The organism is Flavobacterium endophyticum, assembly GCF_003634455.1.
Taxonomy (GTDB): Bacteria; Bacteroidota; Bacteroidia; order Flavobacteriales; family Flavobacteriaceae; genus Flavobacterium; species Flavobacterium endophyticum.
Genome location: NZ_RBLC01000001.1, coordinates 971,529 through 994,781, shown reverse-complemented (window position 1 = coordinate 994,781; position 23,253 = coordinate 971,529). Strand labels below are relative to the sequence as shown.

Annotated in this window: 21 protein-coding genes; 8 read left to right on the top strand and 13 right to left on the bottom strand. The window is 36.3% G+C overall.

Annotated elements, in window-relative coordinates:
• Positions 1–93: 93 nt before the first annotated feature.
• The 3 genes from CLV94_RS04715 to CLV94_RS04705 all read right to left on the bottom strand — a co-directional run bounded on the left by CLV94_RS04715 (position 94) and on the right by CLV94_RS04705 (position 3,345).
• Positions 94–2,112 (bottom strand): thioredoxin domain-containing protein, encoded by a 2,019-nt coding sequence (locus CLV94_RS04715; protein ID WP_121375276.1) that lies wholly within the window; start codon positions 2,110–2,112, stop codon positions 94–96.
• Positions 2,113–2,187: 75 nt separating this feature from the next.
• Positions 2,188–2,388 (bottom strand): dodecin family protein, encoded by a 201-nt coding sequence (locus tag CLV94_RS04710; RefSeq protein WP_121375275.1) that lies wholly within the window; start codon positions 2,386–2,388, stop codon positions 2,188–2,190.
• Between the two features lie 57 nt (positions 2,389–2,445).
• Positions 2,446–3,345: a NifU family protein gene (locus CLV94_RS04705; protein WP_121375274.1), complete on the bottom strand. Its 900-nt coding sequence runs from the start codon at positions 3,343–3,345 to the stop codon at positions 2,446–2,448.
• Positions 3,346–3,687: 342 nt separating this feature from the next.
• Here CLV94_RS04705 and CLV94_RS04700 point away from each other — a divergent pair, with 342 nt between their 5' ends.
• Together CLV94_RS04700 and CLV94_RS04695 are read left to right on the top strand one after the other, a co-directional pair.
• Complete coding sequence (locus CLV94_RS04700) at positions 3,688–4,680, top strand: PorP/SprF family type IX secretion system membrane protein (protein WP_121375273.1); 993 nt, start codon at positions 3,688–3,690, stop codon at positions 4,678–4,680.
• 72 nt (positions 4,681–4,752) lie between these two features.
• Positions 4,753–5,271 carry a gamma carbonic anhydrase family protein gene (locus CLV94_RS04695; protein WP_121375272.1) on the top strand — a complete coding sequence of 173 codons (519 nt, stop codon included), beginning with the start codon at positions 4,753–4,755 and terminating at the stop codon, positions 5,269–5,271.
• A 15-nt stretch (positions 5,272–5,286) separates the two neighbouring features.
• Here CLV94_RS04695 and murI read toward each other — a convergent pair whose 3' ends face one another.
• The 8 genes from murI to CLV94_RS04655 all read right to left on the bottom strand — a co-directional run bounded on the left by murI (position 5,287) and on the right by CLV94_RS04655 (position 13,489).
• On the bottom strand, positions 5,287–6,066 hold the full coding sequence (gene murI, locus CLV94_RS04690; protein WP_121375271.1) for a glutamate racemase: 780 nt from the start codon (positions 6,064–6,066) through the stop codon (positions 5,287–5,289).
• Between the two features lie 65 nt (positions 6,067–6,131).
• On the bottom strand, positions 6,132–6,632 hold the full coding sequence (locus CLV94_RS04685) for an OmpH family outer membrane protein (protein WP_170148775.1): 501 nt from the start codon (positions 6,630–6,632) through the stop codon (positions 6,132–6,134).
• 30 nt (positions 6,633–6,662) lie between these two features.
• Positions 6,663–7,736 (bottom strand): OmpH family outer membrane protein, encoded by a 1,074-nt coding sequence (locus tag CLV94_RS04680; RefSeq protein ID WP_121375269.1) that lies wholly within the window; start codon positions 7,734–7,736, stop codon positions 6,663–6,665.
• Positions 7,737–7,780: 44 nt separating this feature from the next.
• On the bottom strand, positions 7,781–10,408 hold the full coding sequence (gene bamA / locus CLV94_RS04675) for an outer membrane protein assembly factor BamA (RefSeq protein ID WP_121375268.1): 2,628 nt from the start codon (positions 10,406–10,408) through the stop codon (positions 7,781–7,783).
• Positions 10,341–11,081, bottom strand: a complete 741-nt coding sequence (locus CLV94_RS04670; protein ID WP_121375267.1) for an isoprenyl transferase — start codon at positions 11,079–11,081, stop codon at positions 10,341–10,343. Before CLV94_RS04670 ends, bamA begins: the two co-directional genes overlap by 68 nt.
• Positions 11,082–11,084: 3 nt before the next feature.
• The gene (gene porG / locus CLV94_RS04665) at positions 11,085–11,768 is read right to left on the bottom strand and encodes a type IX secretion system protein PorG (RefSeq protein WP_121375266.1); all 684 of its coding nucleotides are present in this window, start codon (positions 11,766–11,768) and stop codon (positions 11,085–11,087) included.
• 154 nt (positions 11,769–11,922) lie between these two features.
• Entirely contained in the window at positions 11,923–12,807 is an 885-nt protein-coding gene (locus tag CLV94_RS04660; protein WP_121375265.1) for an NAD kinase, read from the bottom strand.
• 22 nt (positions 12,808–12,829) lie between these two features.
• The gene (locus CLV94_RS04655; RefSeq protein ID WP_121375264.1) at positions 12,830–13,489 is read right to left on the bottom strand and encodes a CBS domain-containing protein; all 660 of its coding nucleotides are present in this window, start codon (positions 13,487–13,489) and stop codon (positions 12,830–12,832) included.
• A gap of 105 nt (positions 13,490–13,594) precedes the next feature.
• On the opposite strand from CLV94_RS04655, the gene CLV94_RS04650 reads away from it, so the two are divergent.
• Together CLV94_RS04650 and CLV94_RS04645 are read left to right on the top strand one after the other, a co-directional pair.
• Positions 13,595–14,308, top strand: coding sequence for a pyridoxine 5'-phosphate synthase (locus CLV94_RS04650; protein ID WP_121375263.1), 714 nt, complete (start codon positions 13,595–13,597; stop codon positions 14,306–14,308).
• A gap of 18 nt (positions 14,309–14,326) precedes the next feature.
• Positions 14,327–15,091 (top strand): alpha/beta fold hydrolase, encoded by a 765-nt coding sequence (locus CLV94_RS04645; protein WP_121375262.1) that lies wholly within the window; start codon positions 14,327–14,329, stop codon positions 15,089–15,091.
• Positions 15,092–15,146: 55 nt separating this feature from the next.
• Here the strand turns inward: CLV94_RS04645 and CLV94_RS04640 are convergent, their stop codons facing one another.
• Positions 15,147–16,493: a T9SS type A sorting domain-containing protein gene (locus tag CLV94_RS04640; RefSeq protein WP_121375261.1), complete on the bottom strand. Its 1,347-nt coding sequence runs from the start codon at positions 16,491–16,493 to the stop codon at positions 15,147–15,149.
• Between the two features lie 137 nt (positions 16,494–16,630).
• On the opposite strand from CLV94_RS04640, the gene CLV94_RS04635 reads away from it, so the two are divergent.
• The 4 genes from CLV94_RS04635 to clpX all read left to right on the top strand — a co-directional run bounded on the left by CLV94_RS04635 (position 16,631) and on the right by clpX (position 20,644).
• Positions 16,631–16,999 carry a phage holin family protein gene (locus tag CLV94_RS04635; RefSeq protein WP_121375260.1) on the top strand — a complete coding sequence of 123 codons (369 nt, stop codon included), beginning with the start codon at positions 16,631–16,633 and terminating at the stop codon, positions 16,997–16,999.
• A 123-nt stretch (positions 17,000–17,122) separates the two neighbouring features.
• Complete coding sequence (gene tig, locus CLV94_RS04630) at positions 17,123–18,448, top strand: trigger factor (protein WP_121375259.1); 1,326 nt, start codon at positions 17,123–17,125, stop codon at positions 18,446–18,448.
• Between the two features lie 225 nt (positions 18,449–18,673).
• A complete protein-coding gene (gene clpP, locus CLV94_RS04625; RefSeq protein ID WP_121375258.1) occupies positions 18,674–19,333 on the top strand; it encodes an ATP-dependent Clp endopeptidase proteolytic subunit ClpP in 660 nt (219 codons plus the stop codon).
• 75 nt (positions 19,334–19,408) lie between these two features.
• Positions 19,409–20,644, top strand: coding sequence for an ATP-dependent Clp protease ATP-binding subunit ClpX (clpX, locus tag CLV94_RS04620; RefSeq protein WP_121375257.1), 1,236 nt, complete (start codon positions 19,409–19,411; stop codon positions 20,642–20,644).
• 67 nt (positions 20,645–20,711) lie between these two features.
• Here the strand turns inward: clpX and CLV94_RS04615 are convergent, their stop codons facing one another.
• Positions 20,712–23,171: an outer membrane beta-barrel family protein gene (locus tag CLV94_RS04615; RefSeq protein WP_121375256.1), complete on the bottom strand. Its 2,460-nt coding sequence runs from the start codon at positions 23,169–23,171 to the stop codon at positions 20,712–20,714.
• Between the last annotated feature and the right edge of the window lie 82 nt (positions 23,172–23,253).

Here is a 23,253-nt window from a genome sequence, read left to right as displayed (position 1 = left end):
GTGTTTTCGTATTTAAGTATCAAATCTACTGATTAAAAAAATAAATTTTTCTTAAATTATAATAATTTTAATGCGATGGATGTCCTGTTTGTTTTAAAACTTTAAGCTTTGCAAAGTTAATTCTAGATTTTCAGAAGGCAAATCACAAGTCTTATTTTGGCATACATAATATAAATTTTTTCCTTCTTCAAATCGAGATTTTAAGAATGGTAGTTCGGAAGGCTTGTCATTTCCAGAAAAGACAATGTTGGGAAGGTAGTCTTTTTGCAAGATTAAAATATTTGCTAATGCTTGCTCTCCACAAACGGCAAGCTCTCTATTTTCATCCGAGAAATTCAGAAAAGCATGCAGCCAGTTGGAAAAAGCTGAAGGATAATCGATGTTAGGAAGAATATGGCCCAGCATTTTTTGCGCCGTCGATTCATAATAAGGATTGTCAAAATAAATAGCAAGTTTATAAAGGTTATTTGCCATGACAGAGTTGGAAGCAGGAATTACATTGTCTTCTAATTCGTAATGCTTTGTAATCAACTCGGCATCAATATCGGAAGTAAAGGAAAAGAAATCAGTTGTAGTATCATAGAAATGATCGAAGCAATAATCGGCAAGCTGTTTTGAGTGATGAAGCCATTTCTCGTCAAGCGTAGCTTCATATAAGGAAATAAACGCATCAATCACAAAACAATAATCTTCAAGATAGGCGTTTATCGTATTTTTGCCGTCATTATGGCTGTGCAACAAGTTTCCTTCAGGAGCCCAAAGGTTTTCAGTTATAAAAGAAGCATTTTGCAACGCTTTGTTTAAATAGTCTTTATTTCCTAAAGCTTTATAGGCATCGACAAATCCTTTTAACATCAACGCATTCCACGAAGTAAGACATTTGTCGTCCAATCTTGGTTTCTTTCTTTTTTCTCTTTCGGTATAGAGCAGGTTTTCCCATTCATGTTTCTTTCTATGAAGCTCAGAACTATCTTTTTTATATTGTGAAGCAATTTCTTCTAAAGATTCTGTCTGGATCAAGACATAGTTTCCTTCTTCCCAAAATCCGAATTCATTAATATTGAAGATGATGCTGAATAGTTCGAAATCTTCTTTCAATATAGCTTTCAGTTCTTCTTTTGTCCAAACATAGAAAGCACCTTCTTCTAGATGATTATCTACGGTCAAGCTGTCTGCATCTAGGGCAGAATAAAATCCTCCATCGCGATTGGTGAGTTCTTTTGATATAAAGGTTAGTGTTTTTTCAATCACTTCTTTATATAATGGATTTTTTGTGAGTTTATAGGCATCTGAATAGAGCGACACCAATTGCCCATTGTCATATAGCATTTTTTCAAAATGAGGTACATGCCATTTCATATCGACAGAATATCGCGAGAAGCCCCCGTCAATAGTGTCGAATAAACCTCCGTAAGCCATTTTTGTGAGCGTCAGGTTGACGAATTCCAATAGTTGGTTATCTTTTTTCTGGTAGGCATAGCGCAGTAGAAAAGAGTAATTGCTCGGCATCATGAATTTCGGAGCTCGGCTATAGCCTCCGAATTCCCAATCAAAACTTTTTTTCCATTTTTCAACAAGGTTGGCAAGAGTGCTCGAATCAAATTGTTCGGCATCTTCTTGTTTATGTACTAGGCTTATGGAGTTGATTCCGTGATGCAATTTTTCGGCGTAGTCAATCATTTTTTCAGGATTAGACCGATAGAGTTGCTGTAATTGCTGCAAAGTGTCCATCCATTCACCTTTTCTGAAATAGGTTCCTCCCCAGACAGGCCTGCCATCTGGAAGGCATACGACATTCATGGGCCATCCGCCTCTACCTGTCATAATTTGAACGGCTTTCATGTAAACAGCGTCTATGTCTGGCCTTTCTTCTCGGTCAACTTTTATACTGACAAAGTTTTGGTTCATGACAGCGGCAGCTTCAGAATCCTCGAAAGTTTCATGTTCCATTACATGGCACCAGTGGCAAGCCGAATAGCCTACGCTGACAATTATTAGTTTGTCATTTTCTTTGGCAAAATCCAAAGATTTTTGGTTCCAAGCTTTCCAGTGTACTGGATTGTTGGCGTGTTGAAGAAGATACGGACTGGTTTCGTTATGTAAATCGTTCATTTGGAAAGACTGCTTTCTTTTATAAAAAAAGCGCTCCGATATTCGAAACGCTTGATTCAGGTGATTTATGTTTCTTTATTCTAGTTCGAAAGTAAGTTTTAAATTTACTCTAAATTCCTTAACTGTTCCATTTTCTACAGTAGCGCTTTGATCTTGGACATACACCGATTTGATATTTTTTAAGGTTTTGGATGCCTTAGAAATAGCTTTTTTTGTAGCGTCTTCCCAACTTGTCTCAGAGCTAGAAAGAACCTCGATTACTTTTAGTACAGACATAATTTGCTAGTTTTAAATTGTTTATCTTATAAAAATAGCAAATAAATGTGTCTTTTGCTAGCTATTTATTGCTTCCACTTTTATTTCTTCGTCGTTCAGCATGTCTTTCAGCATGTTTTCGATGCCGCTTTTAAGGGTAAATGTGGAAGAAGGGCATCCACTGCACGCTCCTTGCAATACAACTTTTACTCGTTTTTCTTTTTCGTCATACGAATCAAAAAGAATATTGCCGCCGTCTGCTGCTACAGCTGGTTTTACATATTCTTCCAGAATGTTTATGATTTGCTGTGAAGTTGTATCTAGGTTGTCGAAATTCTCAATTTTCTGTTTTTCTATTTTCGGATTCATCGCAGCTACGTCTTCGTCGATAACTGTTCCTCCGTTTTCAATGAACTCTTTGATAAAAGTTCTTAGCTCGTAGGTGATGTCCTGCCATTCTTTTACGGCATATTTCGTAACTGAGATATAATTCTCATCAATAAAAACTTCTTTTACGTAAGGGAATTTGAAAAGCTCTAAAGCTAAAGGAGATGATGCTGCTTCGTCGATGTTTTTAAATTCCATTGCCGTTTTTGTCATCATCTTGCTGCCGACAAATTTCTGAACCGATGGGTTTGGCGTGCTTTCAGCATAAACTGTCAATGGTTGTTTTTGGACTTTTTTCTCCGTAATAGTTAGAATTTTTCCACCTTTATTGATAAAACTTTCAATCTGCTCCGCAACGGCGTCTTTTACATCATCCCATTCTACGATATTATATCTTTGGATGGCGATGAAATTTCCGGAGATATAAACGGATTTTACGAACGGAAGATAGAACAATTGTTGGGCAAGGGGAGAATCTTTGGCTTCGTCTATATTTTTGAACTCAAAATTTTCATTTTGTGTAATAAAATCAGGCAATTCGAACTTTAATATTGTCGGATTTTGAGTTTCTTTTATTATAATATTTATCATTAGATTTTATTTTTAGCAAATTTAACAAAGAAATTTTCCGTGAAATATTATATTTGATTTTTTATAGAATAAATTAACAGTTCTTTCGTTTTTGTTTAACAGTCTAAGTGAATAGTGGTGGAATAATTATTTAAGAGCTTTTTAATTTTTTTCTTAAAGTTTATATAAAAAGAGTGTGTAATATTAACGAATTAGTATACCAACCTAACACAAAAATTTATATATTTGACCGCTACGAAAAATTACTAGATCAAATCGGCCTGCCTGTTTAATAGGTAATCTAAGGGTAGCAGGTTTTTGATAGGTTGTTTTAAGAGCATTTTCATTAAAAAGATAGACCCCATGAATTTTAAAAAGAGGTATTTAGCATTATTATTGTTATTGTCACAAATATCGTTTTCACAAGAAGGAATTGCCGTTTATTCAGATTATTTATCCGATAATTATTATTTGATCCACCCTTCAATGGCTGGTGCTGCAAATTGTGCTAAATTACGTTTAACTGCTCGTCAGCAATGGTTTGGGCAGGATGATGCTCCAGCTCTACAGACGTTGAGCTTTAACGGCAGAGTAGGGGAACAATCGGGTGTGGGTATTATACTTTTTAATGATAAAAATGGTTACCATTCACAAGTAGGAGCAAAACTTACGTATGCCCACCATATCCAATTTTCAAGAGGAGATTACGATTTGAACCAATTGTCATTCGGTATGAGTGCAGGATTGGTGCAAAGTAAATTAGATGAATCTGAGTTTGAAGGATTTGATCCAATTGTTGTAGGTGGAATTTACCAAAAAGATTCTTATTTCAACGTAGATTTTGGTGCTTCATACAACTACTTAGATTTTTATGCTCACTTCACAGTAAAAAATGCTGTTTCAAACATCAGAAGAGAAATCTATACTGATTATGAGTCTGATAACTTAAGAAAATATTTGTTTAGTGCTGGTTATGTTTTCGGAGATCCAGACAGATTACAGTGGGAGCCTTCTTTCTTATTCCAACTTGTTGACGAGACTAAAGAAAAATCTATCGACGTAAACTTAAAAGTCTACAAAGATTTAGATTTCGGAAAGCTTTGGGGCGGTTTGTCTTATAGAAGAAGCTTCGACGGAGCCCAATATCTTGACGGAAACAGTGTTTCTGATCAAAAACTTCAATACATTACCCCAATCGTGGGCTTGAATTATAAAAACTTTATGGTTGCCTATACATACTCCCATTTGACAGGAGATGTGAAGTTTGATGACGGAGGTTTCCACCAAATCACTTTAGGTCTGAACTTATTCTGCAAGAGAGAAAAATGGGATTGTAATTGTCCTGCTGTTAATTAATTATTTTAAAGTTGATATTAATTCTGTCCCGATAATTGTAATAATTTTATCGGGATTCTTTTTTATATTCCTATGCTAATAAAAACTGTGAATGGCAAGAGTCCTTTAATTCCGAACGATTGCTATGTGGCTGAAAACGCAACTATTATCGGCGATGTAACATTTGGTTCTTCCTGCAGTGTTTGGTTTAATGCTGTAATCCGAGGTGACGTGCATTACATCAAGATTGGAAACAAAGTAAATATCCAGGATGGAGCGGTTATTCATTGTACTTACCAAAAACACCCAACTGTAATTGGAAATAACGTTTCAATAGGGCATAATGCCATTGTGCACGGTTGCACGGTGCAGGACAATGTTTTGATAGGCATGGGTGCTATCGTAATGGATAATTGCGTAATTGAAAGCAATTCGATTATAGCAGCTGGTGCGGTAGTTACGCAGAATACTATTGTTGAATCGGGAGCAATCTATGCCGGTGTTCCGGCTAAGAAGGTAAAGGATATAAACAAATCGGATTTTGCTGGCGAAATAGAGCGTATCTCGAATAATTATGTGATGTATTCAAGTTGGCTAAAAGAAGAAAAATAAGTGTCTTAGACTTGCTTAAAAATCCTTTTGAAGTACGGTATATTTATTTTCTAAGATTGTTTCTAATACCTTTGGATTTGAATTGGTATAGAATATAGTACTTGGGTTACCTTGCTCTGTATTAAGTCCAATTTTTTCTTCCAGTACTTTTTGCGTCTGCTTTGCTACAGCTTCACCTGAATCAATGATTTTGATATGAGACGGCAAGATTTCTTTTATTTGTGGAATCAGATAAGGGTAATGGCTGCATCCTAATACCAAGTAATCTATGTTGGCTTCAATCATAGGCGTTAGGTATGTTTTTAAGAGCGATGTCATTTCTTCCGAATGCATTTCCCCATCTTCGATGAGCTTTACGAGATTATAACCCACCTGCTCGATAATATTTGTGTCTTGGAATTGTTCTGCTGCCTTGTTGAAAAGTTCGCTGTTAAGCGTTCCTTTTGTAGCCAGGATTCCTATAGTCTGGGTTTTTGAGTTGTTTGCAGCGGGTTTTATAGCAGGCTCAATTCCAATGAACGGAACGTCATATTTAGCTCTCAATTCCTTTATGGCATTTGTGGTTGCCGTATTGCAAGCTACCACGATTATTTTTGCATTCTGGTCTAAAAGATACTCAGTATTTTTTATGCTGAGTGCAATAATTTCATCCTTAGATTTTTGTCCATAGGGTGCATTTTTGCTGTCAGCCAAATAAATAGTATTCTCGTGAGGCATCAATTGATGGATTTCTTTCCAGATGGAAGTTCCGCCTATTCCAGAGTCAAATAGTCCGATTGGGTTTGAGTTTATCATAGAAACAAAAGTAAAAAAAAACTGCTCAATTAGTTTGAGCAGTTTTTAAAAATATTTTGGATTGATTAGAAACCAAGTTCTTTTTTTACGTCAGCAGTGATGTTTGGACCATCTGCAAGTAGAACCATGTTTGAATCTAAAACATATTGGTATCCTTTAGCTTTACCTACTTTTTGAATAGCAGCTTTGATTTTGTCTTGGATAGGCTTGAACAAATCTTGTTCTTTTTGCTGTAATTCTTTTTGAGCATTTTCGCCGTAATCTCTGATTCTTTTTTGCATGTCTTGGATTTCAACGGCTCTGTCTTGGTTTATTTTTTCAGAAACAGTTGTAGATTCAGAATCGTATTTTTTTAGTTTGGCTTGATATTCATCAACCATTGTTTTGTAATCAGCATTGTAAGTCTGGTTCAATTTTTCAAGTTGCTTTTGCCCTTCCAACATAGCAGGCATCTTAGCCATAATTTCACTAACGTCAACATGTGCAGTCTTTGCTTGAGCATTCATAGTCTGGCTTGCACCAATGAAAAGAGCTGCGGCGATTAGTAAAGTTTTCAATTGTTTCATCATTTTAAAGTATTAAATATTAATTTAGTTTTAGTTCCCGTTATTGTTTTCTCCAGAAGTTTTTTTCTCTTCTTTTTCTTTTTTAGCGGCTTCTCGTTCTTCTAAAATTTTCTTTCTTTTTTCTTCCAAAGCTTTTTTACGCTCGTCTAATTTTTTTTGTCTTTCTTCAGCGGCGTCTTTTTTAGCTTGCTCTGCTTGAGCTTTTTTATCTGCTATTGCTTGTGCTGCGGCGGTATTTTTTTCTTCTACGACGTTTCCGTCTTTAGTTTCTTCTTTTACAGTTTCTGTAGTCGCTTTTTCAGGTTCAGAACTTGTCTTTTTAACGTCTTCTGTTTTTGTTTTAGCAGCATTTCTTTTCGCTTCCCTTTCTTCCATAAGTTTAGCTCGTTTTTCTTCAAATGCTCTTTTCTTTTCTTCAGCTGCAAGTTTTCTGTCCTCGATTATTTTTTCTCTCGCCGCTTTTTTGTCTTCAAGTAATTTTTGTCTTTCTGCCAAATCTGGGTTTGAATCAATCATGTCTTGCTTGCGTTCTTTTTCGGCTTCTTCTTTCAGCTGCTTGTTGCTAAGCTGCTCTCTTTTTTCTGCTCTTGTAAGTTGTCTTACAACTAGGTCACTGATGTTATGTCTTTCAGCTCCAAATAGCATCGTAAGATCTGATGATTTGTCAAAAATAAAATCATATTTTTTACTTTCAGCTATATCTTGCACGATAGTGAAGACTTGGTCTTGAATTGGTTTTACTAATACCGCTTTTTGCGTGATTAGATCACCTGTAGATCCAAATCTTTTTTGCTGAAAATCTAATAATTCAGTTTCAAGGAAAGAGATTTCTTCTTCTCTTTCTTCAATAAGTTCTTTGGTCAATAAGACTCTTTCTGTTTTCAGATTTTCTTTCAGCTTATTGATTTCATTTCTTTTTACTTCTGCTTCTTGTTTCCACTTTTGAGCTTTTAGCTCTAGCTGGTTTTTGGCTTCAGCATAGTCAGGAACTTTTTCCAAAATGTATTCCATGTCTATGTATCCAATACGAATACCGCGAGTCTGTGCCCCAACTGTAGCTGGAAGAGCGGCTAATAGAAATAGTATAAAAAAATGTTTTCTCATATTCTTGATGTTATATTAGAAAATATCGTGCCAAATTTATATTGTTAAAATTGTTGTCCTATGATGAAATGGGTTTCCCATCCATTTTTCTGTGTACCTCCAGGGATTGGATCGAATCCATGTCCGAAGTCGATACCTAATAATCCAAAGGCTGGCATGAATACTCTTAGACCAAAACCTGCTGAACGTTGCAATACAAACGGATTATAATCTTTAAAATTGTCATACGCCGCACCTGCTTCAAGGAAAGTTAAGGCATAAATCGATGCCGCACCTTTCAATGTAATCGGATATCTCAACTCTAATGAAAACTTATTATAGATAGTAGCTCCATTTTGGTTTCCTAAAGCATCCAGCGGTGTCAACGATTGATTTGGATATCCTCTCAACTGTATTACCTCACGGCCATCTAACGAATAATTCGCTAAACCATCTCCACCAAGGAAAAATCTTTCAAAAGGAACAAGGCCTCTATCATTGTTATAAGCTCCAAGGAAACCGAATTCACCTAAAGAACGAAGTACGAATTTACCATAAATTTTTGTATACCAATCAGCTTTGAATTTAATTTTATAATATTCCAGCCAATTAAACTTCTTCTGGTCAATTTTTGCTCGGTTTGGAGTGCCATCTTCATTTTGATATTCTGGATTGTTTTCAAGGTCTTTGTAGTCAACACCATTGAAAAGAGAATAGGGTAATGTGAATTTGGCGCTTATGCTAAATTCAGATCCGAAAGTTGGGAAAATTGGGTCCAAACCTCTACTGTCTCTTCGCAATCCTATAGTGTAGGCTAAGTTTCTAGAATTACCATCACCAAAAGTAAATAATCCGGTGTTATAGTTGTTCAAATCATAGTATTGGAAACTTACTGCCTGTGATAATACAAAGTAATCATCTGGAACGTTAAGTTTTTTTGCAATACCAAGGGAAAGGGATGTGATGTTGAAACTCTTGTCTCTATTTACATCGTTATTTCCTGTGTATAAGAACTGCTTACTATGAGAGATAGAACCTGAGAATTGAACTGGTTTCTTTCCGCCAAGCCATGGTTCTGTGAAAGAAAGGCTATACGTCTGGAAGTAAGAACTTCCTTGAAGTCTAAGAGCCAATTTTTGTCCATCACCCATCGGAAGCGGAGTATAGGCGTCTTTCTTGAAAATATTTTTTATGGAGAAGTTGTTGAAAGAAAGACCTAATGTTCCAATGAATCCGCCGCCGCCGTAACCTCCTTGGAGTTCGATCTGGCTCGATCCTTTTTCTACAACATTGTATTCGATATCAACTGTTCCTGCAGCAGGGTCTACGTTTTTGAATTTTGGTTCTAAAGCTTGAGGGTCAAAGAATCCTAATTGTCCAAGCTCTCGAAGCGTTCTCATCAAAAGTTCCTTGCTGTATTTCTGTCCTGGAAGTGTTCTTAGTTCACGATAGATAACTTTGTCGTTTGTTTTGTCATTTCCGACTACAGTAATTTTATTGAAGTAGGCTAATGGCCCTTCCATAATTCTGATCTCGAAATCGATCGTATCATTAGCAGTTTTGACCTCAACCGCATTTACGGTCGAGAATAAATAACCGCTATTTTGGTATAAGTTTTTAATGTCGTTTCCGTCAGGTTTTGTCTTGTCCTCGATTCTTTTTTGCAACAATACGCCATTGTACACATCGCCTTTTTTGATGCCTAGCATTTTTTGTAGTCCTTGATCTGTATAGACCGAGTTTCCTAAGAACTTAATGTTTCCGAAATAGTATTTATTCCCTTCTTCAACATTCAGTTTTATAGCAACGGTATTTTTTTCTTTGTTGTAGTTGATAGAATCAGATACGATTCGAGCATCGCGATATCCTTTTTCTTTATAGACAGATACGATGTTCTCTAAATCTTCAGCATATTTTTCCTTGATGTATTTTGAGCCTTTCCAGAAGCGGAGCGGAAATCTTGTCTTTGTATTTTTCATTGCCTTTCTGATTCTGCTATCAGAAAGTTTTTCGTTACCATTGACCTCTATTGAGCTAACTTTTACTTTGCTGCCCTTGTCAATGTTCACAAGCATTTTGACTTCATTACCAGCTGTTGTATCTGGAATAGTGGTGATAACTACTTTGGTGTTGTAGAAACCGTCTTTTTTGTATTTATTTTCAATGTAGTTTTTTGTCGTAGTGATAAGATTTTCGTTAACGATTTTGCCTTTTGTCAGTGAGTTGTCCTTAATAAGGCCCTCTACTTTCGACTTTTTAACGCCTTGTATTTTTACTTCGCTTAATTTCGGCAATTCGCTGATATGCATGTCGATAAAAATACTGTCGCCATCAATTCGATTGATATAGGTGTCAATTTCATTGAACAATCCTAGTTTCCATAATTTTTTGATGGCACTACTGATTTCTTCACCAGGAACTGTGATTTTTTGTCCTTTTTCAAGGCCGGCAAATGTAACAACTGTTTGTTCGTTATAGCTGATTTTTCCGATAACTTTTATATCGGCTAGAATATATTCTCTTCCTTGATCAAATGGGACTCTGTCTTGGGCTTTTGCTTGAAAAATATTTCCTAAAACTAATACGGTTAAGAATAGTTTAATGCTTTTGTCTAACATTAAAAGTTTATTTAATTTGTTCACTTGTTTTTCCAAATCTACGTTCTCTTTTTTGATAACTAATGATAGCCTCATATAAATCTTTTTCTCTAAAGTCAGGCCACAATACATCTGTAAAGTACAATTCTGCATAAGCTATCTGCCAAAGTAAGAAATTGCTGATCCTATGTTCGCCACTGGTTCTTATTAATAAATCTACGTCAGGTAAATTTTGCGTGTAAAGATGCTGATTAATAATTGATTCGTCAATAGCGTCTATTGAAATTATATTATTTTTAACTTTACTGCTTATATTCTTTATGGCAGAGACAATTTCCTCCCGTGAACCGTAGCTTAGCGCAAGAGTCAGGGTCATCCTGTTGTTGTCTTTTGTTTTAGAAATGACTTGGGATAATTCTTTTTGAGCAGAGGAAGGCAACTTTTCAAAATTGCCGATTGTATTAAGTTTTATGTTGTTTTCTGTAAGGGTTTTAAGCTCGTTTTTCAATGAATTTATGAGAAGTTTCATCAAGGTGTCTACTTCTAATTTCGGACGGTTCCAATTTTCAGTAGAGAAAGCATAGAGCGTAAGATTTTCAATGCCAAGTCGGGCACAAGTTTCTACGGTTTCTCTTACCGCTTTTGTGCCATTTTCATGGCCAAAGGCTCTTAGCAGGCCTTTTTGTTTAGCCCAACGGCCATTTCCATCCATGATGATGGCCAAGTGCTTTGGGAGGTTGTCTTTGTTTATTGTTTCTAGTAAGTTCATTCTTTATTCTGCACAGTAGCATGGTTTGTTTCCAAAGGTATAGGTTAGTGTGAAACCTGAAAAAACATACCAATCTTTGCTGTTTAAATTTCCAAATCGCAATGTATCAAAACTGTCATTTTTCGGGTTGCTTCCATCAAGATTATCAGTAAAGGTATATCTAGCTCCGACTTCAAATCCTAATATAAGCTTTTCTGCAATTCTGGTTTTCACGCCAACAGTCATTGGGATTGCAAAACTATTTTTTTTATCATCTTCTTCATACTGATTGTTCAGGTAATATAATTCGGTATAGCGAAAATAACTTATTCCTGAATATACATATGGAGTTAGCAAAAATCCCGATTCATGCAAATTAAAGTCAAAAAAATTGAATTCAAGGCCTAAAGATAATTCTTTTACACTATTTTCAAAGTTTAATCCTCTTTGTTTTCTGGCGGGCATGTCAGAATCCTTATCGTCTGATGTTATTTTTCCTTGCGTATAAGAAACTCTCCAAGAATGTCTCGGACTTTTATTCCACTTGTATAACACTCCGAAAGCAAATTCATTTGGCTTGACATAATTGGTCGGACCAACGTCTCCAATGTAGTTGTTTCCTCCGGCAAAAATTCCGATTTCGTGAATCTGGGCGTTAGAAACGGCAAAACTTAAAATGCAGAAAAATGTAATTATTATTCGATTCATTTAATGAAAAAATAAGGGTGCAAATATAACAATTATGAGCACTTATCAACTGTCTAATAATTAAATATCCTTAATTTTAGGCAAATGCTAGGCTCTTTCGATTTAAAGTAAACGAAACTTAAGTGTCGATAGTATAAAATGTAAGGGATTTTCTTTAGTTTCTCTTGTCTTCTCCCCAAAGTAATTTGGTGCGTAAAGTTTTCAAGAAGCTTTTCTCTGGAAGCTCGACCATGTTGATCTGGAAAGGTGTTTTTTTGATGGTCAGCACAGTATCATTGCTGATTGAAGCTATCCTAGAATCCAACGAAACGAGATAATGTTCTTCACGGCCGGAAACTTTTAGCTTTATCTCGACGTTGTCGGGAATGACCAAAGGTCTTGCGTTTAAATTGTGTGGTGCTATGGGAGTAATTACAAAACTTTCGACCGCAGGTGTGAGTATCGGCCCGCCACAACTTAACGAATATCCGGTAGAACCTGTAGGTGTCGAAATAATCAAGCCATCTGCCCAATACGAATTTAAATATTCGTCATTTAAGTATGTTTCGATAGTAATCATCGACGTAGTGTCTTTTCTGCTTACTGAAATTTCGTTCATGGCAAAATTCAGATTTTCGATTTCTGGAATATTCTCGGAACTTTCCAAGCTAAGCAATGTTCTTGGCGAAAGGGAATAATTTTTATCGATAATATATTGCATCAGCTCATCGATATTTTCTTTTTGGACGGTTGCCAAAAAGCCTAGTCTCCCTGCGTTTATTCCCAAAATAGGAATGCCAGAGTCCCTCACCAATGTAGCCGCACGCAAAATAGTTCCGTCTCCGCCTATGCTTACCAGAATTTCTACGTTGCTGTCAAGATCGTTAAAATCATGAAAAGTGCTGTACTCTTTCTGGATGATTTGCTTTTCGTAGAGCATGGCTAGAAAATCATCCTGAATGACCAATTCGACATTGTTTTTGTTAAAAAAAACAAAAATATCTCTGATAATTGGCTCCGTGCTATTTTGATAATATTGACCGTAAATGGCTACTTTCATTTCTGATAATCTAAGATCTGATTTATATGTTTAAATATTTATCCAAATAGTCCGAGCGCTCTTTTAAGGCATTCAGATAATTGTCTTCTTGATGTTCTGAAATAATTTCATAGTTATAGCGCCTGAAAGTCTGAATGATTTCATTCATCGCGCCCAAAGTAATTTTTATAGTAATCTGAACTTTGTCAGCTTCCACATTAGAGACAAACAAGCCGAGCAATTTTCCGTTATTGCTTTCTACGATCTGTGTGATCTGGCTCATAGAATAGTCATTAATGTTTTTTTCAACAATAATAATTCCTCCCATTTCTTTCAGGAAAGGAGTTTCGTGGAAAAATTTGATGATGTCTGTGATGTCGTAATAACCGATATAGTTATTCTTGTCATCTAGAACAGGAACAACGCTCGTATGGTTTCTAGCAAAAACTTCCAAGACATCTAGCCAAATCATGTTTTTTCTGGCAAAAAAACCTTCCAAAGTGTAACGATAGTCGTTAACTTTTTTATCAGAATCGAAAGTTTCTACATCATCTCCCGAAATGCTTCCGATGTATATTCCTTCTTCCAAAACTGGAAAATGTGAAAATGACAGGTCGGCGAAAAAATCCTGAACTGATTCAATCGTGTCGCCAATGGCTATCGCCTTGATGTCGTTGTTGATATAGTCTGTAATTTCTGTCATAGCCTACTGTCGATAATCCGTTGCAAAATAATCAAAAAATAGCACAAAACGCCTTGTTTAACTTTGTATTTTTGTATTAAATAATTATTCTCAAAAAGTATTCCAATGACAAAATTAAGCGTAAACATAAATAAAATAGCAACTTTACGAAATGCGAGAGGTGGCAATGTTCCTGATTTATTGCAAGTTGCCAATGATATTCAGCGTTTTGGCGGACAAGGAATTACCATCCATCCAAGACCTGACGAACGCCACATTCGCTACCAAGATGCTCGTGATTTGAAGTCTGTCGTATATACAGAATACAATATAGAAGGAAATCCAGAGCGAAAATTTATAGATTTAGTTTTAGAAGTCAAGCCTACACAGGTGACTTTGGTTCCGGATGCAGACGATGCAATTACGTCTAACGCAGGATGGAATACAATAAAAAACCAAGATTATTTGACGGAAATTATCCAAGAGTTTCAGCGCAACGGAATCAGGACTTCCATTTTTGTAGATCCAGTTCTTGAAATGATTGAGGGCGCCAAAAAAACAGGGACTGAAAGAATTGAGTTGTATACCGAGGCCTTTGCGCATCAGTATGGTTTAGGAAATAAAGATGGCATACAGCCGTATGATGAATCGGCAAAACTGGCAAACGAACTCGACCTCGGAATCAATGCCGGCCATGATTTGAGTCTCGATAATATTCAGTTTTTTCAACAACATATTCCAAACCTGCTCGAAGTTTCTATAGGACATGCCTTGATTTCTGAATCTATATATCTAGGGCTTGAAAACGTAGTCAATATGTATCTTCAGAAGTTGAAATAAAAATTTAAAAAGCGATTTATGTTGTACTCAAAAATAGAAGGCGAAGGAAAGCCGTTGCTTATTCTTCATGGTTTTTTAGGGATGTCGGACAATTGGAAAACTTTGGCTGGACAAATGGCTTCTGAAGGTTTTCAGTTGCATATTTTAGACTTGCGTAATCACGGAAGAAGTTTTCATTCCGATGAGTTTACGTATGAAGTGATGGTTGAAGATGTTTTGGAGTACTGCCAAACAAATAATTTGGATAAGGTTTCAATTTTAGGACATTCTATGGGAGGGAAAGTAGCCATGTTTTTTGCAACCACTTATCCGGAAAAAGTAGAAAAGCTAATTGTGGCAGATATTGGTCCAAAATACTACAGGCCGCATCATCAAGATATCATGGCCGGATTAAATGCAGTTGATTTAACCCAGAAGCCAGATCGCTCTCAAGTCGAAGAGATTTTGAAAGGATATGTTTCGGATTTTGGTACACGCCAATTTTTAATGAAAAGCCTTTATTGGATAGAGCTAGGTCAGTTGGCTTTCCGTTTCAATCTTCCTGTTTTTAATGAACAAATTGATAATATAGGAAAGGCGCTTCCTGAAAATGCAGTTTTCGAAAAACCGACATTGTTTTTAAGAGGAGGAAATTCAAATTATATTAAGGATGAAGATTTCGAAACAATCAAGCATCATTTCCCAAATTCTGAAATAAAAACGATACCTAATGCTGGGCATTGGCTCCATGCCGAAAACCCTAAAGATTTTTACAGCGAATCAATTCAGTACTTATTAAAATAAAAAAAATCCCTTTCTGTTTCAGAAAGGGATTTTTGTAATTAAAAACTATTATTAATTATTGTTTTGCAAATTTAACAGTTTCTTTAGCTCCGCTATCATTTGTAGCTGTCAAAACATACATTCCAGTTTCAAGTCCAGAAACGTTTAAGCTAACTTGGTCTTGAGCTGAGAATTTTTGAGTCATCACTTGTTTTCCTAATAAATCATAAACTGCAACTTCGTTGATAGAAGCACCGCTTAAGTTTAATTGGCTGTTAGTTGGGTTTGGATAAACTTTGAAAGTTTTGTTAGATGCGATATCTTCTATTCCTAGAGCTGCACCGCTGTATTTGTAAATTCCACCTAAGCCAGTAACACCATCAGTGAAACCTCCAGCCCATCCTGTAGATCCGTCTAAGAATGCGATTGAAGTTCTTTGTGTTCCGCTGTCTATTTGTGTCCATGTAGTTCCATTGTCATTGCTGTAAGCTGTAGATTGAACTGTTCCAGCTGTTCCAGTTCCAACAAGAACTGTAGTTCCTTTAATGTAGGCTACGTTTCTGTAAGGAGCTGTATAGCTAGCGCCTGTACCCCATGTAGTTCCACCGTCAGTAGTTTTGTAAAGAGTATAAGTTGCTGTTGCTTGAGGTCCAGTCCTAGCTATAAGGATACCATTGTTGTTATCACTAAAGAAAATTTGTCCTCCAGTATTGGTTCCAGAGAAGTCTGTAATAGGAGTGTTTAATTTTGTCCAAGTTGCTCCCATGTCTGTTGTTCTGTATAATTTACCTTTGTTGGTAACAAACCAGAAAGTATTTCCTGCAGCTACGTTTCCTCCATTATATCCATATTCGCCTGCAGCAGGGTCTGGTAATGATGCAGCTGGTGCCAATGTCCATGTTGTTCCTCCGTTTGTTGTTCTGTAAACTTCAAACTCTCCATTACCTGCACCGATAGGATCTCCTTGAGTAACACCATTATTTTCATCAAAGAAATGTACAACGTTGAAATAAGAAGATAATGTTCCTGATGTTACATATCCACCAGGGTTTGAATTTGTCCAAGTTGCTCCTCCGTCAGTAGTTTTGTATACGCCTCCGCCACCAAGAGTAGCATCTACGGCTCCAGCAAATGCAGTAGTAGCGCTTACAGCTGATAAGTTTGTTATTGTTAAGCTCGGATCGAAAATTTCGATAGTTCCTGGAACCCAGTTTGCTCCACCATCAGTAGTTCTTGTGAATTCTTGTACAATAGCATCAGCTGGAGTTCCATCATATCCTAATGCCCAAACTACATTTGCATTGATGATTTCGATATTCTGAACTCCTCTTGAAGCCTCTGCGAAACCTGTGTTTTGTTCTGTCCATTGGGCGTTCATACCCGCTGCAGCGAACAACGATAAAAATAGTAATGTTTTTTTCATAATGTGTATTTGATTGAATTATATGAATTCCAAAGATAAAAAAAATGTTTACATATAAGATTTGTATGATATTTTTTATGCATAAATTAACACATCATAAAAATTGCTATATTTGGGTAAATATAAATCAAGTTATTATGAATTTAATTATCAGAATCCTTCTTACGGCTGTTTTAGTAATGGTAATAGCACATTTTATGCCGGGTGTAGCCCTTAAAGGAGCACATGGTCTTTCGTCCGATAATTTTGTAACGGCGATTATCGTAGCCGTAGTTTTGGGACTGCTGAATTTATTTGTGAAGCCTATTCTAGTCCTACTGACACTACCGGTGACGTTTATCACTTTTGGATTATTTCTCCTTGTCATCAATGCCTTGATTATTATGCTTTGTGCCAATTTGGTAGATGGCTTTGCTGTTTCTAGTTTTTGGACGGCACTTTTGTTTAGCTTGATTTTGTCTGTTTTGCAGTCTGTCCTGTTCTCCTTGACAGGAGGTGATAAATAATACAGTAGATTTGATAGCAGATAGTTATCGTATTTGTTAATCCTATATTAATACATTAATGTAAAACTTGGTTGGGTTGTAAAAATGTTATAATTTTGCAACCCAATTTTAGTATGTAAAAAAATGAATATTACAAGAAATAATGTTGACGCTTTAAATGCGATTGTAACGGTTGAAATCTCAAAAGCAGATTATGCTCCTCAAGTGGATAAGGTTTTAAAAAATTATTTGAAAAACGCCAGCATTCCTGGTTTTAGAAAAGGCGCTGTTCCAATGAGCCTGATCCAGAAACAATACGGAAAAGCGGTTTTGCTGGAAGAAGTAAATAAAGTGTTGCAAGAAAATCTGAACAAATACTTAGCTTCAGAAAAATTAGACATACTTGGTAATCCGCTTCCTAAAATGAATGAAAACTTCGATTGGGATGCTGATGATTATTCTTTTGACTTTGAATTGGGTCTTGCTCCTGAGTTTACAGTTGACTTAGAGGCTAAAAATAAAGTGACGTTCTATAAAATTACTGCTGACGATAAAATGCTTAACGATCAAGTAGAACGCATCCAAAAACAATACGGAAAACTGATTTCTAAAGATACTGTTGAAGAAGGATTCGATTTGACAGGAACTTTTACTAACGAGGAAAACGGAATCAATAATACTGCAACAATTTCTCTTGATGTTTTCAAAGACAAAAAGACAGCCAAAAAATTCATTGGCAAAAAAGTAGGTGATGTCGTTACGTTAAAAACTAAAGGTCTTTTTGATGACGATCACAAATTAATGGATTACCTAAAAGTAGATCACGATAATGTTCATGGTCTTGATATTGATGTTGATTTCAAGATTGAAGAAATCAATGCTACTGAATTGGCAGAATTGAATCAAGAATTATTCGACAAATTGTTCGGAGAAGGAAATGTTACTTCTGTTGAGCAGTTAAAAGAAAAAATCAAAGAAGACGCTGAAAAACAATTTGCTTCTCAAGCAGACCAGAAATTCTTGAACGATGTTACGGCTTCTTTATTAGAAAATACAAAATTCGAATTGCCAGCGACATTCTTGAAAAAATGGATTCAAACTGTTGGCGAAACGCCTTTGACTCCTGAGCAAGCTGAAGAAGAATATGCAAGATCAGAAAATGGACTTCGCTACCAATTGATTGAAGGAAAAGTTTTGGCGCAAAATAACCTTCAAATCACTTTTGAAGATTTGAAATCCTATACTTCTGAAGTAATCAAAAAACAAATGGCACAATTCGGACAGATGAATCCTACCGAAGAAGATGTAGAAGGAATCGTAGCACGTGTGCTTTCAAATCAAGAAGAAGTGAAAAGACTTTCAGAACAAGTAATGAGCGAAAAAATGCTTAGCTTGTTTAAAGAAAAAGTAAAAGCAAAAACCAAAGAAGTTTCTTACGAGCAGTTCATCAAAGAAATGTACGAAGAATAATTTCTTGAAAAAATAGTTATCTTTAAGGCGCCAAAATATTTTTTGGCGCTCTTTTTATTTGAAGCCTTTCGGTTTTTTGTCCCTTACTGACGGATTGTCCGATTATTCAAGTTCTTTTCATGTCAACAAGTTCTGATTTAATATTTGCACGAACTTTGCAATAATCAACAGAAAAGAATAAATTAGAGTTATTTATGACTCATAACATTTAACTTATAACTAAAAATGGATTACGGTAAAGAATTTAAAAAGTTTGCTACAAAGCACCAAGGTGTCAATAGCATGTACTACGATAAAATCGTAAACAGCATGACACCATATATTATTGAAGAAAGACAATTGAACGTATCGCAGCTGGATGTATTCTCTCGCTTGATGATGGACAGAATTATCTTTCTTGGAACAGGAGTAGACGACCATGTTGCTAACATCATACAGGCGCAGCTATTGTTCTTAGAAAGCGTTGATTCTTCTAAAGACGTCCAGATTTATATCAATTCTCCAGGCGGAAGCGTTTATGCTGGTCTTGGAATTTATGACACAATGCAATACATCAAGCCAGACGTTGCGACAATCTGTACCGGAATGGCCGCTTCTATGGGAGCAGTCTTGCTTTGTGCTGGGGCAGAAGGAAAACGTTCTGCATTGCCACATTCAAGAGTAATGATTCACCAGCCATCTGGAGGCGCTCAAGGAGTTGCAACCGATATGGAAATCAACTTACGCGAGATGCTGAAATTGAAAGACGAATTGTATGAAATCATTTCGAAACATTCAGGACAGACCTTCGAGAGAGTTCACAAAGACAGCGAAAGAGATTACTGGATGAAAGCGGATGAAGCAAAAGAGTACGGAATGATTGATGAAGTTTTGAGAAGAAGTTAAAAATCAGATGGCAGAAATCAGATTTCAGTCAGGGACTGGAATCTGAAATCTAAAATCTGAAATCTAAAATTAAATATGGCTAAAGAAGTATTAGAGTGTTCTTTTTGTGGAAGGAAAAAGCCAGAAACAAATCTGCTGATTGCAGGGATTGACGCGCACATATGCGACAAATGCATTGAGCAGGCTCATGGAATTGTTATTGAAGAACTAAGGCAGAATAAAAGAAATGGAGCCATGGCTTCGGATCTTGTTTTGCAAAAACCAAAAGAAATCAGGGCTTTTCTTGATAAATACGTAATCGGGCAAGACCAAACTAAAAAGGTAATGTCGGTTGCGGTTTACAACCACTACAAACGTTTGATGCAACAGCAATTAGACGATGAGGTCGAAATCGAGAAAAGTAATATTATCATGGTAGGCCAGACTGGAACTGGAAAAACATTGGTGGCAAAAACCATCGCCAAAATGTTGGATGTTCCATTGGCAATTGTCGATGCGACCGTATTGACCGAAGCAGGTTATGTTGGAGAAGATGTGGAAAGCATCCTGACAAGATTGCTTCAGGCTGCAGATTATGATGTCGCGAAAGCCGAAAGAGGAATTGTTTTTATCGATGAGATTGACAAGATTGCACGCAAAAGCGACAATCCGTCGATTACGAGAGACGTTTCTGGAGAAGGCGTTCAGCAGGCTTTATTGAAATTGCTTGAAGGAACGGTAGTAAACGTACCGCCAAAAGGAGGAAGGAAACATCCGGACCAAAAATTTGTTGAGGTAAACACTCAGAACATTTTATTTATTGCTGGTGGTGCTTTTGACGGCGTAGAAAGAATCATTTCGAAACGTCTGAATCGTCAGGCTGTCGGATACAGCTCTTCTAAAAAAGCAGATAATGTAGACAAAGACAATCTGTTGCAGTATATCATCCCGAAAGACATTAAAGACTTCGGATTGATTCCTGAAATAATTGGCCGCCTTCCGGTTTTGACACACATGGATCCTTTGGATAGAGAAACATTGAGAGCCATCCTGACGGAGCCTAAAAATGCTCTAATCAAGCAATACCAAAAGCTTTTTGCTATGGACGATGTAGAGTTCTCTATTTCTGATGAGGCTTTAGATTATGTGGTGGATAAAGCGTTAGAGTATAAATTAGGTGCTCGTGGCCTTCGTTCATTGTGTGAGGCAATATTGACCGATGCGATGTACGATTTGCCAAGTTCTGACGATAAATCGTTAGTAATCGATAAATCCTATGCTGAAAATGCTTTAGACAAAAACTTATTGCAGCGTCTGAAAACAGCTTCTTAAGTTGATTAAATAGAAATAAAAAATCCCGATTCTCATCGGGATTTTTTGTTATACGCTGTTTAGAAAATTAAAGCCCTTTGCCTCCTTCTTTTGCTTTTTCTACTTCAATGTTGGTGTTTTCCGTCTGCAATTTCAAGTTTCCAAAATTGTAAGTCAATGAAATTCGAAACGTTCTGGAATCTTGTTTTTCATAAAATAATGTCCTAAGGTTTTTTCCTTCTACCAAAGCATTTACTTCGTTGGCATTGAATACATCAAAACAATGAACGCCGATTTTTAATTTCTTGTCCATAAAAGTTTTGTTGAACGAAATATCAAACTGTTGAATTGGCCTTTCGATTCGGTAGATTTCCCAGTTTCCTTTTGGAAGGAAAAAGTAAGACATATTATTGATGATACCCCAAGGAAGATGAATTTGTGATTCCGCGCCAAAGTTTACGATTCCCGTATTTTTAAACGTAAAATCATAACCTTCAATATCTGTTTTTACATAGTTGATATTGGCATAGATATAATTCATCTTATCAATCTCGTTCATTCGTTTCGCAAACTCTTCCTTGCTCTTGAAGAAATAATCCAACGGAATAGGGAAAGACAAATAAGCACTGAAAGTCTTGATTCGGTCAAAAGAAGCAAACGTTCTGTTGCTTACCAATTCGCCGTCCTCAGCGCTAAAGAGAAACTGTGTGTCGTTTTTGGCTATCGTATAATTGGCTCCCAAATTGACGTATTGGAAAGCCGAAATCTTAAATCCGTAATTGTCATAAAAGATAGGCTGTAATGCCATATTTCCGACCGATGTATTGTATCGGTTAAAATTCGAACTGTTGTTAGGGTCAATAGTATAATAGCCTGGCTGGGAAACTTTTTTAGAATAAGAAGTGCTAAAATTGATGTTTTCAGTCGCTTCAAACATAATACTGGCATTCGGAAAAAAACGAGTATTGTTGAATTTTATCTTATCTGCAACCGAGCTGGCTTCTCGCTCCACTTCAAAATTTTCAAAACGCACACCAGCCGTAAGATTGAACTTTTTATATTTTTTTCTCGCTTCTACATAAAACGCCAAATTGCGTTCCGAATAGTCGAAATCAATTTCTGACTCGTAGTGATTAGAATTGAAAATAGCATCGCTAGGTTCTTCGAAATTATATCGTCCAAAATCTTTCACTTTTGTAGTGTTGTATTTACCGCCAGTATTTATTGTAAAAGCATACTTTTCAAAAGGGAATGAAAAGTCATATTTTAGATAGTAATTGGTCAGGGCAAAATCAATATCAGAATTGTTATACGTATAAACATTGTTTTCAAAAGAAGTCGATTGGTTCAATGGATTCCTATCAAAAAGATTGGTATAGGCAGTGATGTCAAGTGTTCTTCCCAAGGTGTCTAGTTTTGTTTTGAATTGTAAGCTCAATTCTTGATTGTTGGCCTTTGTTTTGGATATTCCATTATTCGTGAAATCAATAGTGTTGCTCAAAGCAGAACTTTTGTTGTCATTCCTGTCATTGGCAAGACTCATATTATAATTGAAAAGAAGATTGGATTGGTTCGACAATTTGTAATTGATACCCGTTCTCCAATAAAGATTTCTGTATGTGATAAGGTCAAAGCTTTCCTGCTCGAGACGTACCGGCGGATTAAAATAAGTAAATTCTTGCGCGTTACGATTCCTGTTTTCTCTTTCGACGTAATTCACACCAAACATGGTCTGCCAACTCAAGTTGTTTTCTTTGCCATTCAAAAGAATCTGCGGACTTGGCTTTTGATATTTGTTGAAGTTATAATTGATATTAAAGCTGGCATTTACGCCTTTCATTTTCTTGCCATTCGTCACGATATTAATGATGGAACCGCTGGCATTGGCATCATACGAAGCTCCTGGGTCATAGATGAGTTCTATTTTTTCGATTGAATTGGCAGGAAGGCTGTTCAGGTAATTCTGAAGGTCAGTTCCGGTCAAGTTGCTTGGAGCGCCGTCGATATAAATCGTAACGCCTTTTCCGTTTAAGGTAAGCGAACCAGAAGGAGATGTAATCACTCCAGGAAGCTTTTTGACAGCTTCAAGCGTAGTGCCGCTGTTAAGCAATCCGTTTTCTTTAATGTTGATTGTGGTCTTGTCAGACTCGACTTTCATGTATTGGCGCTGGTTTCCATACACCGTAACTTCGCTGAGTTCATTCGTTTTATCTGTCAGTTCAATATTTTGGATGATTTTCTCGCGATTTTCTGCGGTAACTTCAAATTCAATTTTCGCTTGCTGAATGTTCAGTCCAGAAATGGTAAACGAATAGTTCCCTAATTCTAGCTTTTTTGTAAGCGTAAATTTGCAGCCATTTCCTCGGTAAGCTCCGATTTTGGTCTTGCTGTTTTCTTCAATTTTTTCTAAAAGAATTTCTCTTTCCGAAGAGTCGTTTTCGCAAGGAATTCCGCTTTTTGGACTGTTTAGCTCAAGATAAGTAGGAGGCTGTTGTGCAAATACAAGTTGACCAACGCATAAAGCAAAGGCGACAATTAATGATTTCATTTTGATTAGTTTGATTGATGATGATGTTTATCAGACTTTTCAAAATGAAAATTGTTACAGAAAAAGCTTATTTTTTTGATAA

Excerpts from the sequence above, each read along its gene's own strand:
- CLV94_RS04715 (WP_121375276.1), bottom strand. The coding sequence starts at position 2,112 with ATGAACGATTTACATAACGAAACCAGTCCGTATCTTCTTCAACACGCC.
- CLV94_RS04710 (WP_121375275.1), bottom strand. The coding sequence starts at position 2,388 with ATGTCTGTACTAAAAGTAATCGAGGTTCTTTCTAGCTCTGAGACAAGT.
- CLV94_RS04705 (WP_121375274.1), bottom strand. The coding sequence starts at position 3,345 with ATGATAAATATTATAATAAAAGAAACTCAAAATCCGACAATATTAAAG.
- CLV94_RS04700 (WP_121375273.1), top strand. The coding sequence starts at position 3,688 with ATGAATTTTAAAAAGAGGTATTTAGCATTATTATTGTTATTGTCACAA.
- CLV94_RS04695 (WP_121375272.1), top strand. The coding sequence starts at position 4,753 with ATGCTAATAAAAACTGTGAATGGCAAGAGTCCTTTAATTCCGAACGAT.
- murI (WP_121375271.1), bottom strand. The coding sequence starts at position 6,066 with ATGATAAACTCAAACCCAATCGGACTATTTGACTCTGGAATAGGCGGA.
- CLV94_RS04685 (WP_170148775.1), bottom strand. The coding sequence starts at position 6,632 with ATGAAACAATTGAAAACTTTACTAATCGCCGCAGCTCTTTTCATTGGT.
- CLV94_RS04680 (WP_121375269.1), bottom strand. The coding sequence starts at position 7,736 with ATGAGAAAACATTTTTTTATACTATTTCTATTAGCCGCTCTTCCAGCT.
- bamA (WP_121375268.1), bottom strand. The coding sequence starts at position 10,408 with ATGAGGCTATCATTAGTTATCAAAAAAGAGAACGTAGATTTGGAAAAA.
- CLV94_RS04670 (WP_121375267.1), bottom strand. The coding sequence starts at position 11,081 with ATGAACTTACTAGAAACAATAAACAAAGACAACCTCCCAAAGCACTTG.
- porG (WP_121375266.1), bottom strand. The coding sequence starts at position 11,768 with ATGAATCGAATAATAATTACATTTTTCTGCATTTTAAGTTTTGCCGTT.
- CLV94_RS04660 (WP_121375265.1), bottom strand. The coding sequence starts at position 12,807 with ATGAAAGTAGCCATTTACGGTCAATATTATCAAAATAGCACGGAGCCA.
- CLV94_RS04655 (WP_121375264.1), bottom strand. The coding sequence starts at position 13,489 with ATGACAGAAATTACAGACTATATCAACAACGACATCAAGGCGATAGCC.
- CLV94_RS04650 (WP_121375263.1), top strand. The coding sequence starts at position 13,595 with ATGACAAAATTAAGCGTAAACATAAATAAAATAGCAACTTTACGAAAT.
- CLV94_RS04645 (WP_121375262.1), top strand. The coding sequence starts at position 14,327 with ATGTTGTACTCAAAAATAGAAGGCGAAGGAAAGCCGTTGCTTATTCTT.
- CLV94_RS04640 (WP_121375261.1), bottom strand. The coding sequence starts at position 16,493 with ATGAAAAAAACATTACTATTTTTATCGTTGTTCGCTGCAGCGGGTATG.
- CLV94_RS04635 (WP_121375260.1), top strand. The coding sequence starts at position 16,631 with ATGAATTTAATTATCAGAATCCTTCTTACGGCTGTTTTAGTAATGGTA.
- tig (WP_121375259.1), top strand. The coding sequence starts at position 17,123 with ATGAATATTACAAGAAATAATGTTGACGCTTTAAATGCGATTGTAACG.
- clpP (WP_121375258.1), top strand. The coding sequence starts at position 18,674 with ATGGATTACGGTAAAGAATTTAAAAAGTTTGCTACAAAGCACCAAGGT.
- clpX (WP_121375257.1), top strand. The coding sequence starts at position 19,409 with ATGGCTAAAGAAGTATTAGAGTGTTCTTTTTGTGGAAGGAAAAAGCCA.
- CLV94_RS04615 (WP_121375256.1), bottom strand. The coding sequence starts at position 23,171 with ATGAAATCATTAATTGTCGCCTTTGCTTTATGCGTTGGTCAACTTGTA.